A 25,517-nucleotide genomic window follows, 5' to 3' on the forward strand; every position below is an offset into this window, starting at 1 on the left:
CCTAGCCGGCGCAACAGGACAGCTGCCTGACATCCCTGCTGAAGGTCTGCGCGCACAGCTTGAGTCCTTCAACCATGGTCAGGTAGGGGAACAATTGATTGGCGATGTCCGCTGCCGTCATGCCGTGGTGGATCGCCAGTGCCGCCGTCTGGATCAGTTCGCCGGCGTTCTCGGCCACCGCCTGCACGCCGAGCAGCCGGCCGCTGCCGGCTTCGACCACCATCTTGATGAAGCCACGCGTATCGAAGTTGGCCAGTGCGCGCGGCACGTTGTCGAGGCTCAGCGTGCGACTCTCGGTCGGAATACCCGCTTCGCGCGCTTGCGCTTCCGACAGGCCGACGGTGGCAACCTGCGGCTCGGTGAATACCACCGCTGGCATCGCGCGCAGATCCAGCGTGGCGTTGCCACCGAACATGTTGATGGCGGCGCGGGTGCCGCCGGCCGCAGCCACGTAGACGAATTGCGGCTGATCGGTGCAATCGCCGGCCGCGTAGATATCCGGGTTGCTCGTGCGCATGCCCCTGTCGATGACGACGGCCCCCTGTGCATCGACCTCGACGCCAGCCGCCTGCAGCGCGAGCCCGGACGTGTCGGGCACCCGTCCGGTGGCAACCAACAGTCGGTCGGCGCGCACCTCGCCCTGCTCCGTGGTGAACACGAATTCGTTCTCCGCATGAACGATCCGGCTCGCCTGCATGTGTTCCAGCACCGCGATGCCCTCAGCACGGAAAGCGGCCGTGACGGCCGCGCCGATGGCGGGGTCTTCCCGAGAGAGCAGCGTATGCCGGGCCAGGATGGTCACCTTGCTGCCCAGCCTTGCGAACGCCTGTGCCAATTCGACCGCTACCACCGACGATCCGATCACCGCCAGCCGCGGTGGAATCGATGCGCTCGCCAGCGCTTCAGTCGACGTCCAGTAGGGCGATTCTTTCAGGCCGGGAATCGGCGGGACCGCCGGGCTGGCACCCGTGCCGATCAGGCAGCGGTCGAATGCCACCGTGCGCTCGCCGCTGTCGCCCGGATTCACGATCAGGGTATGTCCATCCCTGAAGCGTGCTTCGCCGTGCAGCACGGTGATCGCCGGGTTCCCGTCCAGGATGTTCTCGTACTTGGTGTGCCGCAGTTCGTCGACACGCGCACGCTGCTGGATCAGCAATCGCGCGCGGTCGATCACCGGATCACTCGCCGCCACGCCGTCATCGAACGGACTCTGGCGACGCAGATGGGCGATGTGGGCGGCGCGGATCATGATCTTCGAAGGCACGCAGCCGACGTTGACGCAGGTTCCGCCAAGGACACCACGCTCGATCAGCGTGACTTGCGCGCCCTGCTCGGCCGCCTTGAGCGCCGCGGCCATCGCGGCCCCGCCACTGCCGATGACGGCGACACGCAGCGCGCCGCCGTTTCCGCGTACGGCATGCGACGGATCAGCGGGGCTCTGCTGCGTCGGCGCCGCGGCCTCGCTCGCGCTGTAACCGAGGGCGGCAACCGCGGCGATCGCAGCCTGCGCGTCGAGCCCGCTGCCGTGCACGCTGGCAACGCCCGTCGGATAGTCGACCTCCGCGTTCTCGACGCCCGGCACCTCGCACAGCGCCTCGCGAACATGGCTGGCGCAGGCGCCGCACGTCATGCCCCCGATATCCAGTCGGATCATTGCCGCCACTCCTTATCGTCCAGGTGCGACCATGCCGCACCGGTCACTCTCTCCGCACCACCCATCTCTTATTTGCCAACCGTGGACGGATAACCCGCACTGGCCGTGGCCATGGTCAGTTTCAGCGCGCTGGTCTTGCTGTCGTCGAAGGTGACGATGGCCTCGCGCCTGTCGAGGACCACGTCGATCCGGCTCACACCATCGACTTCGGAAAGCGCTTTCTTCACCGTGATCGGGCAGGCAGCGCAGGTCATCCCCGGTACCGACAGCGTGACGGTCCGGGTGGCGGCCCAGGCAGGGGCAGCGACGACAGCGAGTGCGAGAACGGCAACCAGCTTTTTCATGACGAACTCCAGATCAGTAGAACAAGGGAAGCACGTAGGGAAATCCGAGCGCGACCAGGACGAGCGCGGCCACGATCCAGAAGATGAGTTTGTAGGTGGTCCGAACCTGCGGTATCGCGCAGACCTCGCCCGGCTGGCAGGCAGTTACCGGACGAAAGATGCGTCGCCAGGCAAAGAACATCGCGACCAACGCCAGCCCGATGAACCACGGACGGTAGGGTTCCAGCACGGTCAGGTTGCCGATCCATGCACCGGAAAACCCGAGGGTGACCAGCAGCAATGGCCCCAGGCAGCAGGTGGACGCCAGGATCGCGGCCAGGCCACCGGCGGCCAGCACGCCACCGGGTTTCTTTGATGCAGACATGAGTGGCTCCGTTTCCATTGCGACGACCCGATTCACCGTACAGGGACAGCGTAAGGACGTACCTAAGTACGGAGTCAAGCCGCCATGCGCGGGGGCACCTGGCCGGTACCGTGACGGGTGCCGTGGCGCAGCGAGGGCGACGCCGCCGGGATAACGCCCGCCACGGACAAGCCCTCGATCATCGCCATGCGGTGCTAACCTGCTTCCGTAGTCCTGTACGGAATCAAGCACCATGATGAACAGCCAGAAAGGCCTGACCATCGGTGCCTTTGCCAAGGCGTCCGGGGTCAATGTCGAGACCGTCCGGTTCTATCAGCGACGGGGCCTGCTGTCCGAACCGGACAAACCTTACGGTGGCATCCGTCGTTATGACGAGGTGGATGTCGCGCGCGTGCGGTTCGTGAAATCTGCCCAGCGACTGGGCTTCAGTCTGGACGAGATCGCCGAATTGCTGCAGCTGGAGGACGGCACGCATTGCAGCGAGGCGAGTGTGCTGGCCGAACACAAGCTCAAGGACGTGCGCGAGAAACTGGCGGACCTGAAGCGCATGGAACGGACCCTGTCCCAGCTGGTCCACGCCTGCCACAGCAAGCCCGGCCATGTGTCCTGTCCGCTGATCGCGGCCCTGCGCTGAGAGGAGTGCCGCACGTCAAACCGGAACACCATCCCGGGACTGCCACCCGGTCCAGAATCGACCGACCACGGCGGGCAGTTCCAGGGGCCACGTGCGACATGATCATTAAATAGTTCCGGCGCACGCCCGGACGCGTGCCAGATGGTCGTTGCAGACCTCCCGTGTGCGGAACTGGGATGCGTTGGTGGCCACATGTTGAAGCTCAGCGCAATCCGATTGAGGTCATCCTGGCTGTAGACCGACGGATCGCTGCCGTTGGGCCGTTTCGTGTACGAACGCCACGGCATACCTTTCAGCTCGTGATTGGCATGGCGAAAGCCACGACAACAAGGCAGCCTGGGTGCCGGATGCGTGGATTGAGCCACGCGCTCCCCACCTTCGCTGGCTGCAATCTCGACGCCGAGCTTCGGCATGTGCAATGCCCAGCTCTGGATAGATCTGCGGAGCGGGCGGCGGACTCGATGCCGCTGCTTCGCACCCGCCAGCCGGCTGCCCCAGAGCGTTCCTCATCATGCGCCGGGTCGTCTGGCCGGAAGCCTCTGGTTTGTTGACGCCTCAAATAAGAATGAGTAGCATTTACTAAACCCGAGGAAATCCACGAATGAAGCGCCTGTTGATGTTGGCCGCCGTCGCCCTGCTGACGGCCGCCGGAACCGCTGCGGCCAGCGACGTGCCGGAATACACGCTGGTCATCAAGAACCACCGCTACCAGCCGAGCGAGATCAGGATGCCGGCCAATACCAAGGTGCGCATCGTGGTGCACAACCAGGATCCGACGCCCGAGGAATTCGAGAGTACGGATTTCAATCGCGAGAAGCTGGTATTGCCCAACAGCAGTGCCACGGTTTACGTCGGTCCCCTCCGAGCAGGCACCTATGGCTTCTTCGGCGACTTCCACCAGGATACGGCCTTGGGCCGCCTGATCGTGGAATAGGATCTACCAACGGACCGGCCTGCCATCGCCGCCGGTTCGCCATGGCGCTGTCCGCTTCACCTCAGTATCCAAACAATCCCGCACCGCCGTGACGCCCGGAACTTCGCGGCGCAGGCGGCTGCGTGACTCGATGCTCCCCAAGGACTTTCCATGCAAGCGAATCGCTCAATCCCCCTTTATTCCCAACGCCTTTTGCAGGCGGCTCTCGGCCTGGCCCTGCTGGGATGCGCCAGCCTCGTGCACGCGGACGATTTCATCGTCTACTCGCCGCACGTGATTCCCACCCAGACCGAGATCGAACTGCGTGGCTACGGCTTCAGCGACGGTCGCGCCGATATCAACGGAGAGCGGGCAGCCGAGCTCTCCGTCGCGCATGCATTCACCAGTTGGTGGAAACCCGAAATCTACGTAGCCGAATACAAGAAGGAACCTGGAGGACAGGGGAAGCTGGTGGGCTACGAGTTCGAGAATACGTTCCAGTTCACCGAGCCAGGGCGCTACTGGGCCGACGTTGGTCTGCTCGCCTCCTATGGGCATCCCAAGGGCGGCGGCCCCGGTGAACTCGAATTTGGCCCCTTGATCGAGAAGACGGCCGGCCGCTTCGATCATCGCGTCAACCTGATCTGGGAACGCCATATCGGCAGTGGCGCATCGCATGCCACCGAATTCCGCTACAGCTACGCGGGCACCTACGCATTGACGTCAGCCTTCCGGCCAGGCATCGAGGCGTACGGCCGGCCGGACGACAACTCCTACCAGGCCGGCCCCGTGGCCACCGGGGAATGGCACGTGCCGGGCACGCATGGCAATGTGGAGTACCGCATCGGACTGCTCCTGGGCATCAATCCCGCCGCTCCGCGGCGCACCCTGCTGGCCCAGGTCGAGTACGAATTCTTCTGAGCGAGGCCCACGGGCAACCAATCACACACTCCGTGAAGTGTGCCGTGGCCATGTCTGCTACCGCCCTGCGCGCTGACGCGCCCGGATCGGCTTGATCCGGTGCAACCAGTCGAAACCATCCTCGGGACGCAAGTCGATACCGGCCGCCGTGCCCCCGGAGGTCGTGTTGCGGCCGGTGGGACTCGGGCTGCCGAACCGCCCTCGTGAATGTTGCGACAAGTAGCTGAAACCAGGCTTCATTCCGATGATTTCCCGCAGTGTGATGTGACTGGCCCGACCCGGGCCGTGCCCGTTCGTGCGGACACATCGGGAATATCCGGCCGCCGGGCCACGGATCAACGATCCTTCGCAGATCGCTCCGTCTCCGCCCCGGAACGATCCCGCCCCGGATTGTTCGCCCATGGAAACTCGCCGATCACCCGCGGAGGGTTTTGCCGGGAACGGCCGGCGCCCATATCGCTGCCCATAAGCGCATCCGGATACTGGATCATGGGCAAATCATTACTATCGCGGCTGTTTCTGCTGCTCGGCTTCGCAGTCGCCACGCTGCCGGCTGTCGATGCCGCCACGCTGTACGGCGGCGACTACGCCAGGATCGGAGTGCCGGACCTCGGGCAGGCCGTGGCATTTTTCCGGGACGTGCTGGACTGTCGCCCGATCGACCCGGCTGTTGGCAGGAGCAGCAATCCGCGGCAATCCAGTCTGCTGGCCTGCGACGCGGGTTCGATCGTCGAACTGTTCGAAGAACGGGGCGCCTCCCCTGCCCCGACGCGGCCTTCGCGGGAGCCGGCCAGCCGCACGTTGCAGTTCGTGACGGACGACGTGGCACACGCCGGCCAATGGCTGCGCCATGAAGGCGTCGACGTGAACGGTGCGCCACGCCGATTGACCTCTGGCCCGCTGGCCGGTCGCCTGGCTCTGGATTTCGTATCGCCCTGGGGGTTGCACCTGCAACTGCTGGGCAGCAAGGCAGAAGGTTCCGCCGATGGCGCCATGGCTTCAGTCGGCGCCCCGTCCGGCAGCGACTGAAACTCAGCGGCGCGAGCGGAAGAAGTCGCGCAACATGCTGGCGGATTCCGCGGCGAGCAGGCCGCCAGCCACTTCGATGCGATGGTTGTGGCGCGCATCCACCAGGGTGTCGAACACGCTGCCGGCGGCGCCGGTCTTGGGGTCGGCGGCGGCGTAGACCACGCGGCCGAGGCGGGCGTGGATCATCGCCATCGCGCACATCGCGCATGGCTCCAGCGTGACGTACAACGTGGCGCCGGACAGGCGGTGGTTGGCTACTTTCTCGCCGGCGGCGCGCATGGCCATGATCTCGGCGTGGGCGGTCGGATCATGCAGGGTGATGTTGCGGTTCCAGCCCAGCCCGACGATCTCCCCGCCCTGCACCAGCACGGCGCCCACCGGCACCTCATTCTCGGCATCGCGGGCGTGCGCCGCCAGTTGCAGCGCGCGCTGCATGTACTGCTCGTCGGTCGTCGAGAATTTACTTGAGCTTGCTCGTTTTTCTTCATTCATTTCAATGCACTACGGTCATTACATGAGAAAGCCGGCATATCGCCGGCTTCCACTTCCTGCGCGTAACCAATTGATTTATCTACTCCCACTCGATCGTGGCAGGCGGCTTGCCGCTGATATCGTAAACTACGCGAGAAACACCTCGTAACTCATTGATTATTCTGTTTGAAACCTTGCCAAGAAACTCGTAGGGCAAGTGCGCCCAATGCGCGGTCATAAAGTCGATGGTCTCCACCGCGCGCAGCGCGATAACCCATTCGTAGGCGCGCGCGTCGCCCACCACGCCGACCGACTTCACCGGCAGGAACACGGCGAACGCCTGGCTGGTCCGGTCGTACAGGTCGGCCTTGCGCAACTCGTCGATGAAGATCGCATCGGCCTGCGCCAGCAGTTCGGCGTATTCGCGCTTCACCTCGCCCAGGATGCGCACGCCGAGGCCCGGGCCGGGGAACGGGTGGCGATAAACCATCGCGCGCGGCAGGCCGAGCTCGACGCCGATCCGGCGCACCTCGTCCTTGAACAGCTCGCGCAGCGGCTCGACCAGCTTGAGTTTCATGTGGGCCGGCAGGCCGCCGACGTTGTGATGGCTCTTGATGACGTGGGCCTTGCCGGTCTTGCTGCCGGCCGATTCGATCACGTCGGGGTAGATCGTGCCTTGCGCCAGCCACTTCACGTTGCCGCCGTCGGCGGTGAGTTTCGCGGACTCCTCGTCGAAGATCTCCACGAACAGGCCGCCGATGATCTTGCGCTTGGCTTCCGGGTCGGCCACGCCTTCGAGCGCCTGGAAATAGCGGTCGGCGGCGTTGACGCGGATCACCTTGACGCCCATGCCATGCGCGTCGGAAGCGGCGGCCATGGTGGCCATCACCTGGTCGCCCTCCTGCCAGCGCAGCAGGCCGGTGTCGACGAACACGCAGGTCAGCCGGTCGCCGATCGCCTTGTGCAACAGCGCAGCGACCACCGAGGAATCGACGCCACCGGAGAGCCCCAGCAACACGTGGTCGTCGCCGACCTGGGCGCGCACGCGGGCGATCTGGTCGTCGATGATGTTGGCCGCGGTCCACAACGTCGCGCAGCCGCAGATCTCGGTGATGAAGCGCTTCAGCAGCGCCCCGCCCTGCTTCGTGTGCGTCACTTCGGGGTGGAACTGCACGCCGTACCAGCGCCGGGCCTCGTTCTCCATCACCGCGACGGGGATGCGGTCGGTACGGCCGGTGACGGCAAAGCCCGGCGGCGCCTTCGAGACGTGGTCGCCGTGGCTCATCCACACGTCCAACTGGTGGCTGCCGGCACGATCGCTGAGACCGTCGAACAGGCGGCTGGGCGCCACGATGTCCACGCTGGCATGGCCGAACTCGCGCGCGTCGGCGGCTTCCGTGGCACCGCCAAGCTGGGCGGCGAGGGTCTGCATGCCGTAGCAGATGCCGAGGATTGGCAGGCCGGCGTCGAACACCTGCTGCGGGGCCTTCGGCGTGCCTTCCAGCGTGGTGGATTCCGGGCCGCCGGACAGGATGATGCCCTTCGCGCCGAACGCGGCAATTTCGGCAGGATCGTGGTCCCACGCCCAGATCTCGCAGTACACGCCAAGCTCGCGCACGCGCCGCGCGATCAGCTGCGTGTACTGCGCGCCGAAGTCGAGGATGAGGATCTTGTCGCTGTGGAGATCGGTCATGGCGGCGGAAATCCGGGGTCTGAAATGAGAAAGGTCGGTACGCCATCGCGCTCCGACCTGAGGATGAAGCTCATGCGCGTCATTCCGGCTTTAGCCGGAATGACGGCTCAATCGGGCCAGCCAATGACGGGAACCCGCTTCACGAGTTGAGCCGGTAATTCGGCGCTTCCTTGGTGATCTGGATGTCGTGCGGGTGCGCCTCGGTGACGCCGGCGGAAGTCACCTTGACGAACTGCGCCTTGTGCCGCACGTCGTCGATGGTGGCCGCGCCCAGGTAACCCATCGACGCGCGCAAGCCACCGATCAGCTGGTGGATGATGTTGCGCAGCGGGCCGCGGTACGGCACCCGGCCTTCGATGCCTTCCGGCACCAGCTTGTCGGCGTCGGCCTCGTCCTGGAAGTAGCGATCCTTCGAGCCGAGCTGCATCGCGCCGATCGAGCCCATGCCGCGGTAGCTCTTGTACGAGCGGCCCTGGAACAGTTCCACCTCGCCCGGCGATTCCTCGGTGCCGGCGAACATCGAGCCGAGCATCACGCTGGACGCACCGGCGGCGAGCGCCTTGGGGATGTCGCCGGAGTAGCGGATGCCGCCGTCGGCGATCAGCGGGATCTCGTCCTTCAGCGCGGTGGCGACCAGGTCGATCGCGGTGATCTGCGGTACGCCGACACCGGCGACCACGCGGGTGGTGCAGATCGAGCCGGGGCCCACGCCCACCTTGACCGCGTCCACGCCCACGTCGAGCAGCGCGCGGGCCGCCTCGCCGGTGACGATGTTGCCGGCGATCACCTGCACCTGCGGGTAGTGCTTCTTGACCCAGCCGGCGCGTTCGATCACGCCCTGCGAATGGCCGTGCGCGGTGTCCACCACCAGCACGTCGACGCCGGCGTCGACCAGCGCGGCCACGCGCTGCTCGGTGTCTCCGCCCACGCCCACCGCGGCGCCGACCAGCAGCGCCTCATGGCTGTCCTTGGCCGCATACGGATTGTCGCGCGCCTTCTGGATGTCCTTCACGGTGATCAGCCCGCGCAGCTGGAACGCGTCGTTGACCACCAGCACCTTCTCGATGCGATGCCGGTGCAGCAGCTGCAGCACCTCGTCCTGGCTGGCGCCTTCCTTCACCGTGACCAGCTTGTCCTGGCGGGTCATGATGTTGCGCACCGGATCGTCGGGCTTGCGCTCGAAGCGCATGTCGCGGCTGGTGACGATGCCGACGAGCTTGCTGCCCTCGACCACCGGCACGCCGGAAATGTTGTGCGCGTGGGTCAACCGCAGCACCTCGCGGATCGAGGTGTCCGGGCCCACGGTGATCGGACTGCGGATCACGCCGGCCTCGAACTTCTTCACCAGGCGCACTTCCGCGGCCTGCTGCTCGGCGGTCATGTTCTTGTGGATGATGCCGATGCCGCCGTTCTGCGCCATGGTGATGGCGAGCCGCGCCTCGGTGACCGTGTCCATCGCGGCGGACACGATCGGGATGTTCAGGCGCAGGTTGCGGGTGAAGTGGGTGGAAGTGTCGACGTCGCGGGGAAGCACGACGGAATGGCCCGGAACGAGGTAGACGTCGTCGTAGGTCAGGGCCTCGGCGAGGATGCGCATGCGAAAAGTCCCGCTGCAAAGAGGAGATTATACGCGCCCTGCCGGCATGCTCGCCAGACGTGCGGCTGAATGCAGCACCAATCGATCGGTCAGGCGACCCGGTGCGGCGCCGTGCGCGCCTCCGCGGCTTCCAGCGTGTTTTCCATCAGCGTGGCCACCGTCATCGGGCCAACGCCGCCGGGCACCGGAGTGATCCAGCTGGCGCGCTCGGCAGCCGGGGCGAATTCCACGTCGCCGACCAGGCGGCCGTCGTCGAGCCGGTTGATGCCCACGTCGATCACCACGGCACCGGGCTTGATCCATTCGCCCTTCACCAGCCCGGGCTTGCCCACGGCGACGATCACGATGTCGGCCTGGCGCACGAAAATTTCCAGGTCGCGGGTGAAGCGATGGCAACTGGTGGTGGTGCAACCGGCGATCATCAGCTCCAGCACCAGCGGGCGGCCCACGTGGTTGGACACGCCGACCACCACCGCGTGCTGGCCGCGTACCGGGCGATCGGTGTGCCCGAGCAGGGTCATCACGCCCTTCGGCGTGCACGGGCGCAGGCCGAAGCGGCGCAGAGCCAGGCGGCCCACGTTGATCGCCTGGAAACCGTCGACGTCCTTGGCCGGGTCGATGCGATCGACCAGCGCGTCTTCGTCGATATGTTCCGGCAGCGGCGACTGCACCAGGATGCCGTGCACGTCCGGGTCGGCATTGAGCCGGTCGATCAGGGCGAACAGTTCGTCCTGGCTGGTCGTCGCCGGCAGGTCGTAGTCGAACGAGCGAAAGCCGACCTGGTGGCAGGCCTTGCGCTTGTTGCGCACGTATACCGACGACGCCGCATCGCTGCCCACCAGCACCACCGCCAGCCCCGGTGCAGGCAATCCCTGCGCGACGCGCTGGGCGACGCGCAAGCCGATGCGCTCGAGCAGTTCCTGCGCGATGCGTTTGCCGTCGAGGATGCGTGCGCTCATGTCGGTGCCTGCGTGTAAAGTTCGCCATTATCCGGGCTTGGCCCGAAGCGCACAAACGGCACGCATGGACACCGACGGCACCTTGCCCGCGATGCTGGAACTGACCGATGGCCGGTTGCGCCTGCGCCCCTGGCAGGAGCGCGATGCCGATGCCCTCGTCGAAGCGGCACGCGAGTCGGTGGCGACGGTCGGCCGCTGGCTGCCTTGGTGCCATGCCGGCTACGGCGCGGACGACGCCGATGCATGGGTAGCGCACTGCCGGGCCGGCTGGCACTCCGGCGAGATCCAGGCGTTCGCGATGTTCGAGGCGGACTCCGGCCACTTGCTGGGTAGCATCGGCCTCAACCAGCACAATCCGCTTCACCGCAGCGCCAATCTCGGCTACTGGGTGCGCCAGTCACGCCAGGGGAAAGGACTGGCGGCCGCCGCCGCGGCCCTGGTGGCACGGTTCGGTTTCGAACAGCTGGGGCTGGTGCGGATCGAGATCGTCATCCTGCCCGGCAACCGCGCCAGCCAGCACACCGCCGAACGGGTCGGCGCGCGGTTCGAGGGAGTGGCGCGGCAACGGCTGTGGATGGGCGGACAGGCGCAGGATGCCCGCGTCTACGGCCTGATCCCGACGGACCTGGGCTAGCTAGGCCGCCGCGCTGCAGAGTCGGGCGATGTCCGCGTAGCCGCCGAATACGGCACCCGCGCCGCAACCCGGGCAATCCGGATCGCGTGGCAGGCGCGTCTCGCGGAAGTGCATGCCGAGCGCGTCGAAGCCCAGCAGACGGCCGACCAGCGGCTCGCCCAGACCGAGGATCAGCTTCAGCGCCTCGGTGGCCTGCAGCAGGCCCACGATGCCCGGCAGCACGCCGAGCACGCCCGCCTCGCTGCAATTCGGCGCGTCGGCGGCGGCCGGCGGCTCGGGGAACAGGCAGCGGTAGCACGGCGAATCGACGCGGCGCGGATCGAACACGCTGAGCTGGCCGCTGAAGCGTTCCACTGCGCCGTAGACCATCGGCAGCTTCAGGCGCTGCGAGGCGGCAGCCAGCAGATAGCGCGCGGGAAAATTGTCGGCGCCGTCGACCAGCAGGTCGTGGCCGGCCAGCAAGCGCTCCACGTTGTCCGCCTGCAGGCGTTCGTTGCGCAGCTCGACGCGGACGCGCGGGTTGAGCGCCTGCAAGGTGATCCGCGCCGACTCGGTCTTGGCCATGCCGACGCGGGCGTCGGCATGGATCACCTGGCGGTGCAGGTTGGAACGCTCGACCCTGTCGTCGTCGATCAGGGTGAGCTGGCCGACCCCGGCGGCAGCCAGGTACAACGCCGCCGGCGCACCGAGGCCGCCCGCACCGAGCAGGACGATTTTCGCGGCTGCCAGACGCGCCTGCCCGGCCTCCCCCACCTGCGGCAGGCACAGTTGCCGGGCGTAGCGTTCGGCGGCGTCCGCATCGAGCATGCTGGCGGAAACCGGCAGGCCTTCGGCCTTCCAGCGCTGGAAACCGCCAGCCACCGAGCAGACCTCGCGATAGCCGAGGCGTTGCAGGGCTTCGGCCGCCAGCAGCGAGCGCTGGCCGCTGCCGCACAGGAGCAGCAACGGACGGTCGCGGCTCGCCTCGACCTGTTCGATGCGCAACTCGAGGAAGCCCCGCGACAGACCCAGCGCATCGGCAGGCATGCCGGCGGCGCGTTCGGCATCCTCGCGCACGTCGATCAGCAGGGCGCCTTGCGCCTGGCGGGCCAGCGCCTGGGCCGGCGCGATCTCGACGATGCGACCGCGCAATGCGTCCAGCCAGGTTTCGCGATTCAACGATTCGCTCATCGCACCAGTTTACCCGCCGGCTCGCGGCACCGCGCGACTCAGCGCGTGCGCTTGATCAGTTCGCTGAGACGGCGCCGCGCCTTGTGCTGCTGCTCCTTGGTCAGCACTTTCTTGCGCCCGGCATACGGGTTCTCGCCCTCGCGGAACACGATGCGGATCGGCGTGCCTTCCAGCTTGTAGCGCTTGCGGAAGAAGTTTTCCAGGTAGCGCTGGTAGGCTGGCGCGATGTGCTTGGTGCGGGTGCCGTGGATCACGATGGTCGGCGGATTGGTGCCGCCGGGATGGGCGAAGCGCAGCTTCGGCGAATGGCCGTTCACCAGCGGCGGCTGGTAGCTCTCGTAGGCCTTTTCCAGCGTCTTGGTGAGGTCGGAAGACACCAGCACCTTGGTCGCCGACGCATGCGCGCGCACCACCGCACGCATCAGCTCGCGCAGGCCCGATCCGTGCAGCGCGGAAATCTGCACCTGCTTGGCCCAGTCGACGAACACCAGCCGGCGATCCAGCGCGCGGCGGCACTCGTCGCGCTGGTACGAATCCATGTCGTCCCACTTGTTGATCGCGATGACCAGCGCCCTGCCCTCGTCCATCGCGTAGCCGATCAGGGTGAGATCCTGGTCGGCGAGGTTCTCGCGGGCGTCGATCATCACCACCACGACCTGGGCCGCGGCGATCGACTGCAGCGTCTTGATGACGCTGAACTTCTCCACCGCCTCCTCGACCCGCGACTTGCGCCGGATGCCGGCGGTGTCGATCAGGGTGTAACGCTTGCCGTCGCGCTCCAGCGGCACCCGGATCGGGTCGCGCGTGGTGCCGGCCACGTCGGAAACGATCAGCCGCTCCTCGCCCAGCAGCCGGTTGATCAGGGTCGACTTGCCGGCGTTCGGGCGGCCGACGATGGCGACGCGGATGCTGTCGTCCTCGCCCTCTTCGGCAGCTGCACCTGCCTCGTCGGCCGGCAGCAGCGGCAGCAGGACGTGAATCAGCTCATCGGTGCCGCGATTGTGCGCTGCAGACAGCGGCAGGGTGCTGCCGATGCCGAAGGCGGAGAATTCGGCCAGCACGGTCTGCACGTCGAGACCGTCGGTCTTGTTGACCACCGCCACGATCGGCTTGCCGCTGCGCCGCAGCTCGCCGAGGATCACGTAGTCCTGCGGCAGCAGGCCATCGCGGGCGTCGACCACGAACACCAGCACGTTCGCTTCCTCGATCGCCAGCCGCACCTGCTTCGCAGTCAGCACGTCCATGGCGTCTTCGGTACCGGACAACCCGCCGGTGTCGACCACCACGAACGGCCGCCCGCCGGTGCGGCATACGCCGTAGTGACGATCGCGGGTAACGCCCGGCATGTCGGCCACCAAGGCGTCACGGCTGCGCGTCAGCACGTTGAAAAGGGTCGATTTACCGACATTCGGACGACCGACCAGCGCAACGACAGGCAGCATGATGAGGACTACGTTAAGGCAAAATCAGGGCGAGGACAGACGGTAGGCGCCGATGCGGCCCTCAACGTCCTCGACGTAGACGACATCGCCCACCACCAGCGGCTGGGCGCGGATCGCCTTCTTCGACAGTCGCTCGCGCGCTGCCAGCGCGCCGTCGCCGGTCTGCAACCAGTGCACGTAGCCTTCCAGGTCGCCAACCACGACATAGTTGCCCTGCACCGCCGGACCGGTGACCCAGCGGTACTTCAATGCATCGTTCTTCCAGAGATCGGAACCGCCGCTCTTGTCGAACGCCCACACCACCGACTCGTCGTTGGCGCCGAACACGGCATTTCCGCTGACCGCGAGCGAACCGAAGCTGGAGAACGGGTGCGACCAAAGCGGGCGACCGCTGGGGCCGTCCACCGCCATCAGGTTGCCGTGGTAGGCGGCACCGTAGAGCGTGCTGCCGTCCAGCAAGATCGCGCCGTCGGCGTCGCTCAGGCGGTCGATCTCGGTGCGGCCTTCGCCGCTGGCGAGCTTCTGCTCCCACAACTTGGTGCCGTTGTCCAGGCGCAGCGCAATCAGCTTGCCATCGTCGCTGCCGAAGAACAGCACGCCGTTGGCGACCAGCAGCGCGCCATTGCCGCGCAGGCTGAGCAGCGGCACGGTGCCCTGGTCGTACACCCAGCGACGTTCGCCATTGGCGGCATCCAGCGCGTAGACACGGCCATCGCTGGTGCGCACCACCACGAGATTGTCGACGACCACCGGCGACGCCAGCACCTCGGAATTCACCTCGACTTCCCAGCGCGGGCTGCCGTCCTTCGCATTGACGCCGTAGACGTGGCCGTCCAGCGTGCCGACGGCGAGCAGGTCGCCATTGACCGCAGGGCCGCCGGCGTACATCGCGTCCTTGCGCTTCTTGTCACCCCAGCCGAACCAGCCATGGGTACTCGAACTCTTCGACCACAGCGTCTTGCCGCTGCTGGCGTCGAACGCCGCCAGCTTGCCGTCCGTGCTGTCGGCGTAGAGCACGCCATCCACCACGGTCGGACGCAGGCGCGCGCCGCTGGTGCCGGCGCCATCGCCGACGCTGTTGCGCCACAGGCGGGTGACCTGCACGGTGGGCTTGAAATCCTTCGCCAGCGGGGTCGGCGGCTGGACGTTTTCCTTCTTGAACGAATGACACCCGGCAAGGCTTACCAATGAGGCCAGCGTGATCAGCAAGACACGTTTCATCATTTCAGGTTTCATGCACCCTGCTTCCCGTCCACGGCCAGATCATCGAGTTTCATTTGCAAGGCACCCCGTTGCGGCGCTTCCTCGCCCAACGTCGACAAGGCTGCCTGATAGGCCTTGCGCGCTTCGTCGGAGCGTCCAAGCTTGACCAGCACATCACCGCGGAGTTCCTGCGCCAGGCCCTGATAGCTGCCGGCCGGGATGCGGTCGAGCGTGGCCAGCGCCTGCTTGCCGTTGTCGCGCGCCAGTTCCACCTGGGCGATGCGCAGCAGCGTCAGCGATTTCAGCTCGGGAGCCGCGGCATGGCTCTCGGCCCACTCCAGCGATGCCTCGGCCTTGTCAAGCTGGCCGGCCTGCACTTGCTGCCTGGCGCGATCGCTGACGGCAAATACGGCAAAGGGCGACTTGGCATAATCCTTCATCAGCCGGTCGGTCAGCTGCGCGGCGGTGTCCGGCTTGCCGGAGGCGGTGGCGATCTGCGCCTGCTGATAGAGCTGCGCGGCGTCACCCTCCTGTTTTGCCTGGTGGTTGCGCCACTGCTGCCAACCGAAGATGCCGACCAGGCCGATCGCGATGCCCACGACGATCGACATGCCATTTTCGCGCAGCCACTTCTGAACCAGTTCGCTCTGTTCGTACTTGTCGTATTCTTCAAATGCCATGCGATCACCATTCAAGAGGCCGCGCACCCGAGGACGCGTGCACGTGCCGGCGCGGTGGACAGAAAAAGGAAATGCCCGTCGTGCCCGCCCGTTGCCGGGCGAACCAAGTGGGCAAGCATAACCGAAATGGGCCGCCCGCAGCGGCCGCCGATGGTGATCAGAGGCTGGCCGCGGAGGCCTTGCCGTCCTGCATCTGCATGCGGAAACGAGCTACGTTGGCGCGCCTGAATTCGTCCAGGCCCACCGATGCGCCGTCGATGCTGACCTGCGCGCCGCTTGCATTGCCGATGCGCACGTCCAGCGACTGGTCGCTGCGGTAGGTCTTGCTGCTGCCGGCCGGCAGCAGCCCGTATTCCAACCGCGAACCGTCGGCCTGGACCACCTCGACCCAGCTGGCGGCGGAAAGGCGCAAGCTCAGACTGTGGCCGCCGGCGCCGGCATCGACGGCCGGCGTGGGCGGCGCGCTGCTGGGCTTGGCGGAGGCCAGATTGGTGTTTTCCAGATTCGGGAACGGCGCCATCGAAGCCAGCAGCGGCTGATCCTGCTCAGCGGGCGGCGTCACCTTCGGCGGCGACGAAAGCACCGGCTTGCTGGCGCCATCGACGGCGGCGGCGGGCGGCGACGGCGCATCCAGCTGTGCCACCGGGGCGGCATCCAGCGGCGCAAAATGGCTGAGGTCGCGATCCAGCGTGCCGCGCACGCCCAGCCAGATCATCGGTACAACGATCACCGCCGTCAGCACGACATAGGTCGCTGCCGTGGCATAGCGATCCAGCAGGAAGCGCGAATGCGAAATGCCGCCGGTGGCCACCAGCGGTGGCTCGACCTGCTTGATGCGATCGAGTTCGGCCTGGACCGACGCCTCGTCGAGGCCGAGATGCCGGGCGTACTTGCCGATGTAGCTGCCGAGGTAGATCTTCGAATCGATGCCGTCGTACTGGTCGCGCTCGAGCCGGCGCAGCACGCGGGCGGGCAGTTTCAGCTGATGCGCGCAGGTTTCCAGGTCCAGGCCGCGAACTTCACGCGCCGCATGCAGGCGGTTGCCGAAACTTACCGTGTGAGGGCTTGTCGACGACACATCCATGTCGGACAAATTGATGCCGAACAACTCGGGCTCACTCGAACCCTGCGCGGTCGGATGTGGCTGGATGGAAGTCATTGGCTGGCGGTAGTGTCAAGGGCGTGCGCCTGCTCCGAGTCCGGGAACTGGCTGAGCAATCGCTTGCGGTAGTTGTGGGCGCCTTCCGTGTTGCCCAGACTGGATTCGATGTCGTGGCCTAGCTTGAGCGATGCGGCAGTCGGCTGATCCAGCGCATCGAACCGCTGGATGAAGGCCCTGGCGCGAAACGCATTTCCGTTCTGATAAAGCGTGTTGGCAAGCTGGAAGAGTGCCTCTGCGTTTTTCGGATTTCGCACGATGGCGTCACGAAAACTCGCTTCGGCCCCGGCGACGTCGTGCGCGCGCAGCTGGCACACGCCGGCATTGGTCAGCGCCACGTCCGGGGTCTGGTAGAAGGGGTCGGCGACGGCTTTCTGGAAATAGCCGTTTGCCTCGGCGATCTTTCCCACATGGCAGAGGAACACGCCAAGGTTGTTGTTCGGCGCGCCCTTGGCCGGTTCCAGCTCCACAGCCCTGCGGTAATGCTGCTCGGCTTCGGGCAAATTGTTGATTCGTTCGTACAGCACCGCAATCACGGTGTGCGCCGGCGCGTAATTGGGGTCGAACTGCAGGGCCTTGGTCAGTTTTTCCAGGGCGGTCTGCAGGTCACCGGAGGCCAGGTAGCGCTGGCCCAGTTCGGTGTGGATCCGGGCGGCATCCTGCGCCTGGTCGGCCTTGCTGGCCTGCGGCATGTTCTTGCCCAGCGAACTGCTGTCGGTGCGCGTGGTGACGCAGCCGGCCAGCAGCAGCGACAGGCAAATCAGCAATGCCCGGTCAAATCGCATGCAATGTCCCCTCGTCCTGCCGTTTGCGCAGACCGGCACTGCGCCGGGTGCGATCCGTGACCTGCCCGGCCAACTGGCCGCAGGCCGCATCGATGTCGTCGCCGCGGGTACGCCGCAGCATGGTCAGCACGCCGGCATTGAGCAGCTGCGTCTGGAACTCGTGGATCGTGCCCGCGTCCGAGCGCTCGAAACGGGTGCCCGGGAAGGGGTTGAACGGAATCAGGTTGACCTTGCAGGTCGGCAGCTTGCGCATCAGCTTGATCAGCTGGCGTGCGTGCTCGGGCTGGTCGTTGACGCCCTTCATCAGGGTGTACTCGAAGGTGATCGAGGTGCGCGGCTTGCGCGCGATCCAGCGCTGGCAGGCCGCGAGCAGTTCGGCGATCGGGTAGCGCTTGTTGAGCGGCACCAGTTCGGTACGCAGCTCGTCATTGGCCGCGTGCAGCGACACCGCCAACGACACATCGATGGCATCGGACAGTTCGTCGATCAACGGCACCATGCCGGCAGTGGACAACGTGACCCGCTTCGACGCCAGCCCGAAACCGAGGTCGTCGCGCATCAACTTCATCGCCCGCACCACGTTCTCGAAATTGGCCAGCGGCTCGCCCATGCCCATCATCACCACGTTGGTGATGCGGCGGTTCTGGTGGGTGACGTTGCCCAGGTACTTCGCCGCCACCCACACCTGGCCGATGATCTCGGCGGTGGACAGGTTGCGGTTGAAGCCTTGTGCGCCGGTCGAGCAGAACTGGCAGTTCAGCGCACAGCCGATCTGCGAGGACACGCACAGGGTGCCGCGGGTCGGCTCGGGGATGTACACGGTCTCGACCGCGTTGCCCTTGTCCATGCCCAGCAGCCACTTGTGCGTGCCGTCGGTGGCGGCCTTGTCCAGCAGGGTGTTCGGTGCGCCGATGTAGCACGCCTCGGTGAGCTTGGCGCGCAGCGCCTTGCCCACGTCGGTCATGTTCTCGAAGTTGTCTTCCAGATCATGGTAGATCCACTTCATCACCTGCTCGGCGCGATACGGCTTCTCGCCGAGCTGCGCGAAGAAATCACGCAGGCCCTGGCGATCGAAATCGAGCAGGTTGACCTTGGCGGCCATCGGACCGGATGAAGTGGCAGTGACCTGATTCATGATTTTCTGAAGAGTGCGGCCACGGATGGCCGCTTTTTGATCTTCGCGCTCACGGACGAGCGCAAAAATTACCTGGACAACACGTCCGTCGCAGCGAAGAAATAGGAAATCTCCACCTTGGCGGTCTCGACCGCGTCGGAGCCGTGCACGGCATTCGCGTCGATGGAATCGGCGAAGTCGGCGCGAATCGTGCCCGGTGCGGCTTCCTTCGGGTTGGTGGCACCCATCAGGTCGCGATGGGCCAGCACGGCGTTCTCGCCTTCCAGCACCTGGATCATCACCGGGCCGGAGATCATGAACTCGACCAGCGCCTTGAAGAACGGGCGCTCGCGATGCACGGCATAGAAGCCTTCGGCTTCCAGGCGCGACAGTTGCTTCATCCGACCGGCGACGATCTTGAGACCGGCCTTTTCGAAACGAGCGTAGATTTCGCCGATGACGTTCTTGGCAACGGCGTCGGGCTTGATGATGGAAAGGGTGCGCTCCAGCGCCATGCGGGTCTGCTCCGGGAAAACGGATGGATGGAATGGGGTCGTGGCCGGCCCCCGGCCGGCGAGAATTCGGCTAAATCCGACAGAGGTTGCGGATTTAACTCACGAAAGTTTGACAGATTCTAACTCATACGCAAGTCGGCGGGTATTTGCAACAAACGACCGTTTGACGACCGCGGAACTGTCCGCGTATGCTCAAACGATCGTTTGAACCGGCCCGCGGCCGATGGATGGTTCTCCCGTGAACAGCTCCGGCTCGACCAAGGAACGGATACTCGGCGCCGCCGAACTCCTGTTCGCCCAGCGCGGTTTCGAAGGCGCCTCGCTGCGCCAGCTCACCGCCGCCGCGGGCGTGAACCTGGCGGCGGTCAACTACCACTTCGGCTCCAAGGACAAGCTGGTCGAGGAGGTGTTTCGGCGCCGTCTGGACGCACTGAACGAGAGCCGGCTGGTTGCCCTGGCCAAGGTCGCCGGCGCCCCGGGCACCACGCTCGAGGACGTGCTTGAGGCCTACATCCGCCCTGCCCTCGAACTGTCCCACGACAACAGCGGCGCGCTTTTCATGCGCGTGCTGGCGCGCGCGTTCGCCGAGCATGACGACAGCCTGCGCCAGTTCCTGTCCACCAACTACGGCCACGTGATGCGCCAGTTCACCGCCGAATTCGCCCGCCTGCTGCCGCAGCTGAGCAAACCGGAGCTGTACTGGCGCATCGACCTCGTCACCGGCGCGCTGACCCACGCGATGTCCGGCTTCGGCATGATCCAGCGCAAGAGCGACGTCAGCGAGCACGCGCATCGCGAGCAGACCGTCCAGCACCTGGTTCGCTTTGCCGTCGCCGGGCTCAGCCATCCCTGACCTCATCCCCAGATCCAACCCGCTTGCACCATTTCGGAGAAGCCAATGACCGCTGCATCCTCACCCACATCAGCGCTGCGCATCCGCAAGGCCGCCGTGCTGGGCGCCGGTGTCATGGGCGCGCAGATCGCCGCGCACCTGACCAACGCCGGCGTCGAGACTGTCCTGTTCGACCTGCCCGCGAAGGACGGCCCGAAGAGCGGCATCGCGCTGAAGGCCATCGCCAACCTGGCCAAGCTGTCGCCGGCGCCGCTGGCTGACAGGAACCTCGCCAGCGCGATCATCTCGGCCAACTACGACGACGACCTGGACCACCTGAAAGATGTCGACCTGGTGATCGAGGCGATCGCCGAACGGATGGACTGGAAACTCGACCTGTACCGGAAGATCGCCCCGCACCTGTCGAAGACCGCGATCATCGCTTCCAACACCTCCGGCCTGTCGATCAACACGCTGGCCGAGGCGCTGCCGGAAGAAATGCGCCACCGCTTCTCCGGCGTGCACTTCTTCAACCCGCCGCGCTACATGCACCTGGTCGAGCTGATCCCGACCCGGCTCACCGACCGGAACGTGATCGACGGCCTCGAAGCCTTCCTCGTCACCACCGTCGGCAAGGGTGTGGTGATCGCCCGTGACACGCCCAACTTCATCGGCAACCGCATCGGCGTGTTCTCGATGCTGGCCACCATGCACCACACCGAACAGTTCGGGCTGGGCTTCGACGTGGTCGACGCGCTCACCGGCCCGGCCGTGGGCCGCCCCAAGAGCGCCACCTACCGCACCGCCGACGTGGTCGGTCTCGACACGATGGCGCACGTCATCAAGACCATGGCTGACACCCTGCCCGACGATCCGTGGCACGCGTACTTCAAGGCGCCGGTGTGGCTGGCCGGCCTGATCGAGAAAGGCGCGCTGGGCCAGAAGACTGGCGCGGGCTTCTACCGTAAGGCCGGCAAGGACATCGTCGTGCTCGACGTGGCCAGGCAGGATTACCGCGTTTCCGAGCAGAAGGCCTCGGACGAAGTGGCCGCCATCCTCGCCATCAAGAATCCGGCCGAGAAGTTCGCCAAGCTGCGTGCCAGTAGCGACAAGCAGGCGCAGTTCCTGTGGGCCACCTTCCGCGACCTGTTCCATTACACCGCCTACCACCTGGCCGACATCGCCGACACCGCGCGCGACGTGGATTTCGCTATCCGCTGGGGCTACGGCTGGAAACTCGGGCCGTTCGAGACCTGGCAGGCCGCCGGCTGGCAGCAGGTCGCCGGCTGGATCGCCGAGGACATCGCCGCCGGCAAGGCCATGAGCAAGGCGCCGCTGCCCGCCTGGGTCACCGACGGCCGCAGCGGCGTGCACGGCAAGGCCGGCTCGTATTCGGCCAGCGCCAACACCGACAAGCCGCGCTCGCAGCACCCGGTGTACCGGCGCCAGCTGTTCCCCGACCCGATCCTGGGCGAGAAGTTCGACACCGGCAGCACCGTGTGGGAGAACGACGGCATTCGCCTGTGGATGCTGGGCGACGACGGCATCGGCATCATCTCGTTCAAGACCAAGATGCACACGGTCAACGACCAGGTGCTCGACGGCATCCAGCACGCCATCGGCATCGCCGAGGAGAAGCTCAAGGCGGTGGTGATCTGGCAGGACTCCGAGCCGTTCTCCGCCGGCGCCGACCTCAAGGGCGCGCTGGGCCTGCTGCAGGCCGGCAGGTTCGACGACTTCGAGAAGATGGTCGCCAACTTCCAGCGCACCAGCATGCGCATCAAGCATGCGCTGGTGCCGGTGGTGTCCGCCGTGCGCGGCCTGGCGCTCGGCGGCGGCTGCGAATTCCAGATGCACTCCGCCCGGACTGTTGCGGCACTCGAAAGCTACATCGGCCTGGTCGAGGCCGGCGTCGGCCTGCTGCCGGCCGGCGGCGGCCTGCACGAGCTGGCCGTGCGCGCCGCGAAGGCCAATCCGGCCGATCCGTTCGAGGAATTGAAGAAGGTGTTCGAGACCGTGGCGATGGCCAAGGTCTCCGCCAGCGCGTTCGAGGCGAAGAGTCTGGGCCTGCTGCGCGACAGCGACGTGGTGGTGTTCAACGCCTACGAGCTGCTCTACGTGGCCAAGCAGGTCGCCAATGCGCTGGCCGAATCCGGCTACCGCCCGCCGCTGTACCAGCGCGCCATCCCGGTGGCCGGCGACGTGGGCACCGCCACCTTCCGCGCCTCGCTGGCCAACCTGCAAGCCGGCTATTTCGCCTCCGAACACGACGTGGAAATCGCCCGGCGCATCGCCGACACCCTGTGCGGCGGCGTGATCGAGCGTGGCTCCGCGGTGGACGAGGAATGGCTGCTGGCGCTGGAGCGCAAGCACTTCGTGGAACTCGCCAAAACCGAGAAAACCCAGGCCCGCATCGCCCACACCATGACCACCGGCAAGCCGCTGCGGAACTGACCGCTCGTCGTCCCGGCGAAGGCCGGGACCCAGCGACTTTGGTTTACGTCTACGACACTGGATCCCTGCCTGCGCAGGGATGACGATCAAAAACTGAAGTGCGTCGCCGCTATCAAGCGCGACGCCACGGAGCAAGAACCATGAGCAAGCAAATCCAAGACGCCTACATCGTCGCCGCCACCCGCACCCCGGTCGGCAAGGCGCCGCGCGGAGTGTTCCGCAACACCCGCCCCGACGACATGCTCGCCCACGTGATCCGCGCCGTGATGGCGCAGGCGCCCGGCATCGACCCGCACCAGATCGGCGACGTCATCATCGGCTGCGCCATGCCCGAGGCCGAGCAAGGCATGAACGTGGCGCGCATCGGCCTGCTGCTGGCCGGCCTGCCCGACACCGTGCCCGGCGTCACCGTCAACCGCTTCTGCTCCTCCGGCCTGCAGTCGGTGGCGATGGCCGCCGACCGCATCCGCCTGGGCCTGGACGACCTGATGCTCGCCGGCGGCACCGAAAGCATGAGCATGGTGCCGATGATGGGCCACAAGGTGGCGATGAACCCGGCCATCTTCGACAACGAGCACATCGGCATCGCCTACGGCATGGGCATCACCGCCGAGAACGTCGCCAAGCAGTGGAAGGTCAGCCGCGAGCAGCAGGACGCGTTCTCGGTGGAAAGCCACCGTCGCGCGCTCGCCGCCCAGGCCGCTGGCGAATTCAAGGACGAGATCACCCCGTTCCAGCTCGCCGACCACTACCCCGACCTCGCCACCCGCGGCATCGTCACCGACAGCCGCCTGATCGGGAACGACGAGGGTCCGCGCGCAGGCACCACGCTGGAAGTGCTGGCCAAGCTCAAGACCGTGTTCCGCAACGGCCAGTTCGGCGGCACCGTCACCGCCGGCAACTCCAGCCAGATGTCCGACGGCGCCGGCGCCGTGCTGCTTGCCAGCGAAAAGGCGATCAAGCAATACAACCTGCAACCGCTGGCCCGCTTCGTCGGCTTCTCCGTCGCCGGCGTGAAACCCGAGGTGATGGGCATCGGCCCGAAGGAAGCGATCCCCAAGGCGCTCAAGCAGACCGGCATCAGCCAGGACCAGCTCGACTGGATCGAACTCAACGAAGCCTTCGCCGCCCAGGCGCTGGCCGTGATCGGCGACCTCAAGCTCGATCCGGCCAAGGTCAACCCGCTCGGCGGCGCCATCGCGCTCGGCCATCCGCTCGGTGCCACTGGCGCGGTGCGCATAGCCACGCTGGTGCACGGCATGCGCCGGTGCAAGCAGAAGTACGGCATGGTGACGATGTGCATCGGCACCGGCATGGGTGCGGCGGGCGTGTTCGAAGCGCTGTAATCGCCTGACAAGCCTGCAGCGACGAACGGCGCCGTAGCGATACGGCGCCGTTTCCGGCTACGGCCCGTGGAACGCCGCAGCCACCCTCAACGCCGACGCGCCGACGCCGGGCTGTCGCTGGCATGGGTCGACCACAACCGGCGTAGCTGGCGTGCCGACCCCAGTCCGGCACGTTCGGCGGCGCGCTCCACGCTGTCGCCGTTGGCCAGCGCCTGGCGGGCGAGCGCCAGCCGCAGGCGGGCATGGTAGCGGTTGATCGACATGCCGCTGGCTTCGCGGAAATGCCGCGTCAGGCTGCGCACGCTCATATGGCCAATATCGGCCAGCCGCGCCAGCGGCCATTCCTGGTCGGGTGCCCTGGTCAGCGCATCCTGCACGTGGTGGATGGCCGTGTTCATGTGGTTGCGCCCTTCCAGCCACGGCGACAGCGCGGGATCGCCCGACGCACGCCGCATATAGACGGCCATTTCGCGCGCTACCGCGGCGGCCAGCCGCGACGAGCCCAAGCCGGCGATCAGATGCAGCGCCAGATCGATGCCGGCGGTGATGCCGGCGCTGGTGTACACCTCGCCGTCCTCGACGAACACGCGGCTGTCCAGCACCTCGGCCGTCGGCGCCAGCAGGCGCAGCGTGTCGAGCAGGCTGTGATGGGTGGTGCACCGGCGACCGTCGAGCAACCCGGCGGCCGCGGCCAGTAATGCGCCAGAGCACACGCAGGCAAGTCGCCGGCCGTGGCCGCCACGTTGTTGCAGCCATGCGACCAGGGCCTTGCTGGCGGGCGAGGACAACACCTCCTCGCCGCTGCCGGTGGCGCCGCACACCACGATCATCGCGTGATCGTCCAGCTGCGCCGGCAACGGCTCGATGCCGGCCAACCCCAAACCCAGCGCCGTCGTGGCAGCTTCGCCGCCCGCAATCGGTGCCAGCATGCGCAGGCGCACCGGCAGGCCCATCGAGACGGCGATGCGGAACGCATCGGCGGCGCCGGCGAGATCCAGCAGGATCAGCGCCGGCGGCAGCACGAAGCACACCTCAGTGATCGGCGAGGACTTCATCGACGGTGCGAATGCGGGCGAAGCGGCCATCCAGAACCAGTTCCGTGCGCTGCTTGATGTCCTTCGCATCGTAGTGGCTTCCGCTGCCGGCGTGGACCATCGGAAACGTCAGCGTCGCCTCGGTCACATAGTCCACGGCAAAGCAGAGATCGGAGGCCACCCGCGCGGTGGTCTCGCAACACTGCTCGGTGCGGATGCCGCTGATGATCACCCGGCCGATGCCGCGCTCGCGAAGCCACGACTCCAGGCTCGTGCCGGTAAACGCGTTGTGCACCTGCTTGTGGAACACCACGTCGTGCGCGTCCGGCACCCACGCCATCGGCTTCACCAGGCCCGACGCCGCGGTGAAATGCGCATCGCCGTCCTCGTGCAGGATGCGCACCACCGGCCAGCCGCGCGCGGCTGCCGCATCGATCAGCTTCAACAAGTTCTCGCGGAACACCGGCACGTCGTCCTCACGCCAGTACGGCGCACGCAGGAACGACTGCTGCACATCGATGACCAACAAGGCGGGGGTATCAGGCATGGGGCGACTCCATGGTTGAGGGA

The 25,517-nt window shown here is 66.4% G+C and carries 25 protein-coding genes; 8 read left to right on the plus strand and 17 right to left on the minus strand.

All coding sequences use genetic code 11. The annotated features are described in order from the left end of the window. Position 1: 1 nt before the first annotated feature. From merA to merT, 3 genes are all read right to left on the minus strand, one after another. Positions 2–1,654: a mercury(II) reductase gene (merA, locus tag DEO45_RS02580; protein ID WP_114340762.1), complete on the minus strand. Its 1,653-nt coding sequence runs from the start codon at positions 1,652–1,654 to the stop codon at positions 2–4. A gap of 68 nt (positions 1,655–1,722) precedes the next feature. After that, on the minus strand, positions 1,723–1,998 hold the full coding sequence (merP, locus tag DEO45_RS02585; RefSeq protein WP_114340763.1) for a mercury resistance system periplasmic binding protein MerP: 276 nt from the start codon (positions 1,996–1,998) through the stop codon (positions 1,723–1,725). Positions 1,999–2,011: 13 nt separating this feature from the next. Next, positions 2,012–2,362, minus strand: a complete 351-nt coding sequence (gene merT / locus DEO45_RS02590; RefSeq protein WP_114340764.1) for a mercuric ion transporter MerT — start codon at positions 2,360–2,362, stop codon at positions 2,012–2,014. Between the two features lie 235 nt (positions 2,363–2,597). Here merT and merR point away from each other — a divergent pair, with 235 nt between their 5' ends. The 4 genes from merR (at position 2,598) to DEO45_RS02610 (ending at position 5,859) form a co-directional block, all read left to right on the plus strand. Continuing rightward, positions 2,598–2,996 (plus strand): Hg(II)-responsive transcriptional regulator, encoded by a 399-nt coding sequence (gene merR, locus DEO45_RS02595; protein ID WP_428992419.1) that lies wholly within the window; start codon positions 2,598–2,600, stop codon positions 2,994–2,996. Between the two features lie 601 nt (positions 2,997–3,597). Beyond that, positions 3,598–3,930 (plus strand): cupredoxin domain-containing protein, encoded by a 333-nt coding sequence (locus DEO45_RS02600; protein ID WP_114340766.1) that lies wholly within the window; start codon positions 3,598–3,600, stop codon positions 3,928–3,930. A 150-nt stretch (positions 3,931–4,080) separates the two neighbouring features. Then, positions 4,081–4,830 (plus strand): hypothetical protein, encoded by a 750-nt coding sequence (locus DEO45_RS02605; protein ID WP_114340767.1) that lies wholly within the window; start codon positions 4,081–4,083, stop codon positions 4,828–4,830. A gap of 489 nt (positions 4,831–5,319) precedes the next feature. Beyond that, entirely contained in the window at positions 5,320–5,859 is a 540-nt protein-coding gene (locus DEO45_RS02610; RefSeq protein ID WP_114340768.1) for a VOC family protein, read from the plus strand. Between the two features lie 3 nt (positions 5,860–5,862). On the opposite strand, the gene tadA is transcribed toward DEO45_RS02610, so the two are convergent. The 4 genes from tadA to folD all read right to left on the minus strand — a co-directional run bounded on the left by tadA (position 5,863) and on the right by folD (position 10,579). Beyond that, positions 5,863–6,351: a tRNA adenosine(34) deaminase TadA gene (gene tadA, locus DEO45_RS02615; RefSeq protein WP_114340769.1), complete on the minus strand. Its 489-nt coding sequence runs from the start codon at positions 6,349–6,351 to the stop codon at positions 5,863–5,865. A gap of 79 nt (positions 6,352–6,430) precedes the next feature. Next, on the minus strand, positions 6,431–8,023 hold the full coding sequence (guaA, locus tag DEO45_RS02620; RefSeq protein WP_114340770.1) for a glutamine-hydrolyzing GMP synthase: 1,593 nt from the start codon (positions 8,021–8,023) through the stop codon (positions 6,431–6,433). 139 nt (positions 8,024–8,162) lie between these two features. Beyond that, positions 8,163–9,620, minus strand: coding sequence for an IMP dehydrogenase (gene guaB, locus DEO45_RS02625; protein ID WP_114340771.1), 1,458 nt, complete (start codon positions 9,618–9,620; stop codon positions 8,163–8,165). 89 nt (positions 9,621–9,709) lie between these two features. Then, positions 9,710–10,579, minus strand: coding sequence for a bifunctional methylenetetrahydrofolate dehydrogenase/methenyltetrahydrofolate cyclohydrolase FolD (gene folD, locus DEO45_RS02630; protein WP_114340772.1), 870 nt, complete (start codon positions 10,577–10,579; stop codon positions 9,710–9,712). A 64-nt stretch (positions 10,580–10,643) separates the two neighbouring features. Here folD and DEO45_RS02635 point away from each other — a divergent pair, with 64 nt between their 5' ends. Continuing rightward, the gene (locus tag DEO45_RS02635) at positions 10,644–11,213 is read left to right on the plus strand and encodes a GNAT family N-acetyltransferase (protein ID WP_223250761.1); all 570 of its coding nucleotides are present in this window, start codon (positions 10,644–10,646) and stop codon (positions 11,211–11,213) included. Here DEO45_RS02635 and moeB read toward each other — a convergent pair whose 3' ends face one another. The 8 genes from moeB to ndk all read right to left on the minus strand — a co-directional run bounded on the left by moeB (position 11,214) and on the right by ndk (position 19,281). Beyond that, complete coding sequence (gene moeB, locus DEO45_RS02640; protein WP_114340773.1) at positions 11,214–12,383, minus strand: molybdopterin-synthase adenylyltransferase MoeB; 1,170 nt, start codon at positions 12,381–12,383, stop codon at positions 11,214–11,216. A 38-nt stretch (positions 12,384–12,421) separates the two neighbouring features. Then, a complete protein-coding gene (der, locus tag DEO45_RS02645) occupies positions 12,422–13,825 on the minus strand; it encodes a ribosome biogenesis GTPase Der (protein ID WP_114340774.1) in 1,404 nt (467 codons plus the stop codon). A gap of 24 nt (positions 13,826–13,849) precedes the next feature. After that, a complete protein-coding gene (gene bamB, locus DEO45_RS02650) occupies positions 13,850–15,049 on the minus strand; it encodes an outer membrane protein assembly factor BamB (RefSeq protein ID WP_114340775.1) in 1,200 nt (399 codons plus the stop codon). A gap of 8 nt (positions 15,050–15,057) precedes the next feature. Next, positions 15,058–15,708 (minus strand): YfgM family protein, encoded by a 651-nt coding sequence (locus DEO45_RS02655; protein ID WP_114340776.1) that lies wholly within the window; start codon positions 15,706–15,708, stop codon positions 15,058–15,060. 157 nt (positions 15,709–15,865) lie between these two features. Continuing rightward, the gene (locus DEO45_RS02660; RefSeq protein ID WP_114340777.1) at positions 15,866–16,867 is read right to left on the minus strand and encodes a helix-turn-helix domain-containing protein; all 1,002 of its coding nucleotides are present in this window, start codon (positions 16,865–16,867) and stop codon (positions 15,866–15,868) included. Then, positions 16,864–17,652 carry a type IV pilus biogenesis/stability protein PilW gene (pilW, locus tag DEO45_RS02665; protein WP_114340778.1) on the minus strand — a complete coding sequence of 263 codons (789 nt, stop codon included), beginning with the start codon at positions 17,650–17,652 and terminating at the stop codon, positions 16,864–16,866. Before pilW ends, DEO45_RS02660 begins: the two co-directional genes overlap by 4 nt. Then, positions 17,642–18,787 carry a 23S rRNA (adenine(2503)-C(2))-methyltransferase RlmN gene (rlmN, locus tag DEO45_RS02670; protein ID WP_114340779.1) on the minus strand — a complete coding sequence of 382 codons (1,146 nt, stop codon included), beginning with the start codon at positions 18,785–18,787 and terminating at the stop codon, positions 17,642–17,644. The genes pilW and rlmN overlap by 11 nt, the downstream gene beginning before the upstream one ends. A 68-nt stretch (positions 18,788–18,855) precedes the next feature. Beyond that, on the minus strand, positions 18,856–19,281 hold the full coding sequence (gene ndk, locus DEO45_RS02675; protein ID WP_114340780.1) for a nucleoside-diphosphate kinase: 426 nt from the start codon (positions 19,279–19,281) through the stop codon (positions 18,856–18,858). Positions 19,282–19,519: 238 nt separating this feature from the next. Between ndk and DEO45_RS02680 the strand changes: the two genes are divergently transcribed. From DEO45_RS02680 to DEO45_RS02690, 3 genes are all read left to right on the plus strand, one after another. Beyond that, positions 19,520–20,134 carry a TetR/AcrR family transcriptional regulator gene (locus DEO45_RS02680; RefSeq protein ID WP_114340781.1) on the plus strand — a complete coding sequence of 205 codons (615 nt, stop codon included), beginning with the start codon at positions 19,520–19,522 and terminating at the stop codon, positions 20,132–20,134. Between the two features lie 45 nt (positions 20,135–20,179). Beyond that, positions 20,180–22,567 carry a 3-hydroxyacyl-CoA dehydrogenase/enoyl-CoA hydratase family protein gene (locus DEO45_RS02685; protein ID WP_114340782.1) on the plus strand — a complete coding sequence of 796 codons (2,388 nt, stop codon included), beginning with the start codon at positions 20,180–20,182 and terminating at the stop codon, positions 22,565–22,567. A gap of 140 nt (positions 22,568–22,707) precedes the next feature. Further along, complete coding sequence (locus DEO45_RS02690; RefSeq protein WP_114340783.1) at positions 22,708–23,913, plus strand: acetyl-CoA C-acyltransferase; 1,206 nt, start codon at positions 22,708–22,710, stop codon at positions 23,911–23,913. A gap of 86 nt (positions 23,914–23,999) precedes the next feature. Here the strand turns inward: DEO45_RS02690 and DEO45_RS02695 are convergent, their stop codons facing one another. Further along, positions 24,000–24,998 carry a GlxA family transcriptional regulator gene (locus DEO45_RS02695; RefSeq protein ID WP_223250763.1) on the minus strand — a complete coding sequence of 333 codons (999 nt, stop codon included), beginning with the start codon at positions 24,996–24,998 and terminating at the stop codon, positions 24,000–24,002. Then, positions 24,946–25,494, minus strand: a complete 549-nt coding sequence (locus DEO45_RS02700) for a cysteine hydrolase family protein (RefSeq protein WP_114340785.1) — start codon at positions 25,492–25,494, stop codon at positions 24,946–24,948. The genes DEO45_RS02695 and DEO45_RS02700 overlap by 53 nt, the downstream gene beginning before the upstream one ends. Positions 25,495–25,517 lie beyond the last annotated feature (23 nt).

Origin of the sequence: Rhodanobacter denitrificans (assembly GCF_003335105.1) — a bacterium.
In the GTDB taxonomy this organism is placed as follows: domain Bacteria; phylum Pseudomonadota; class Gammaproteobacteria; order Xanthomonadales; family Rhodanobacteraceae; genus Rhodanobacter; species Rhodanobacter denitrificans_A.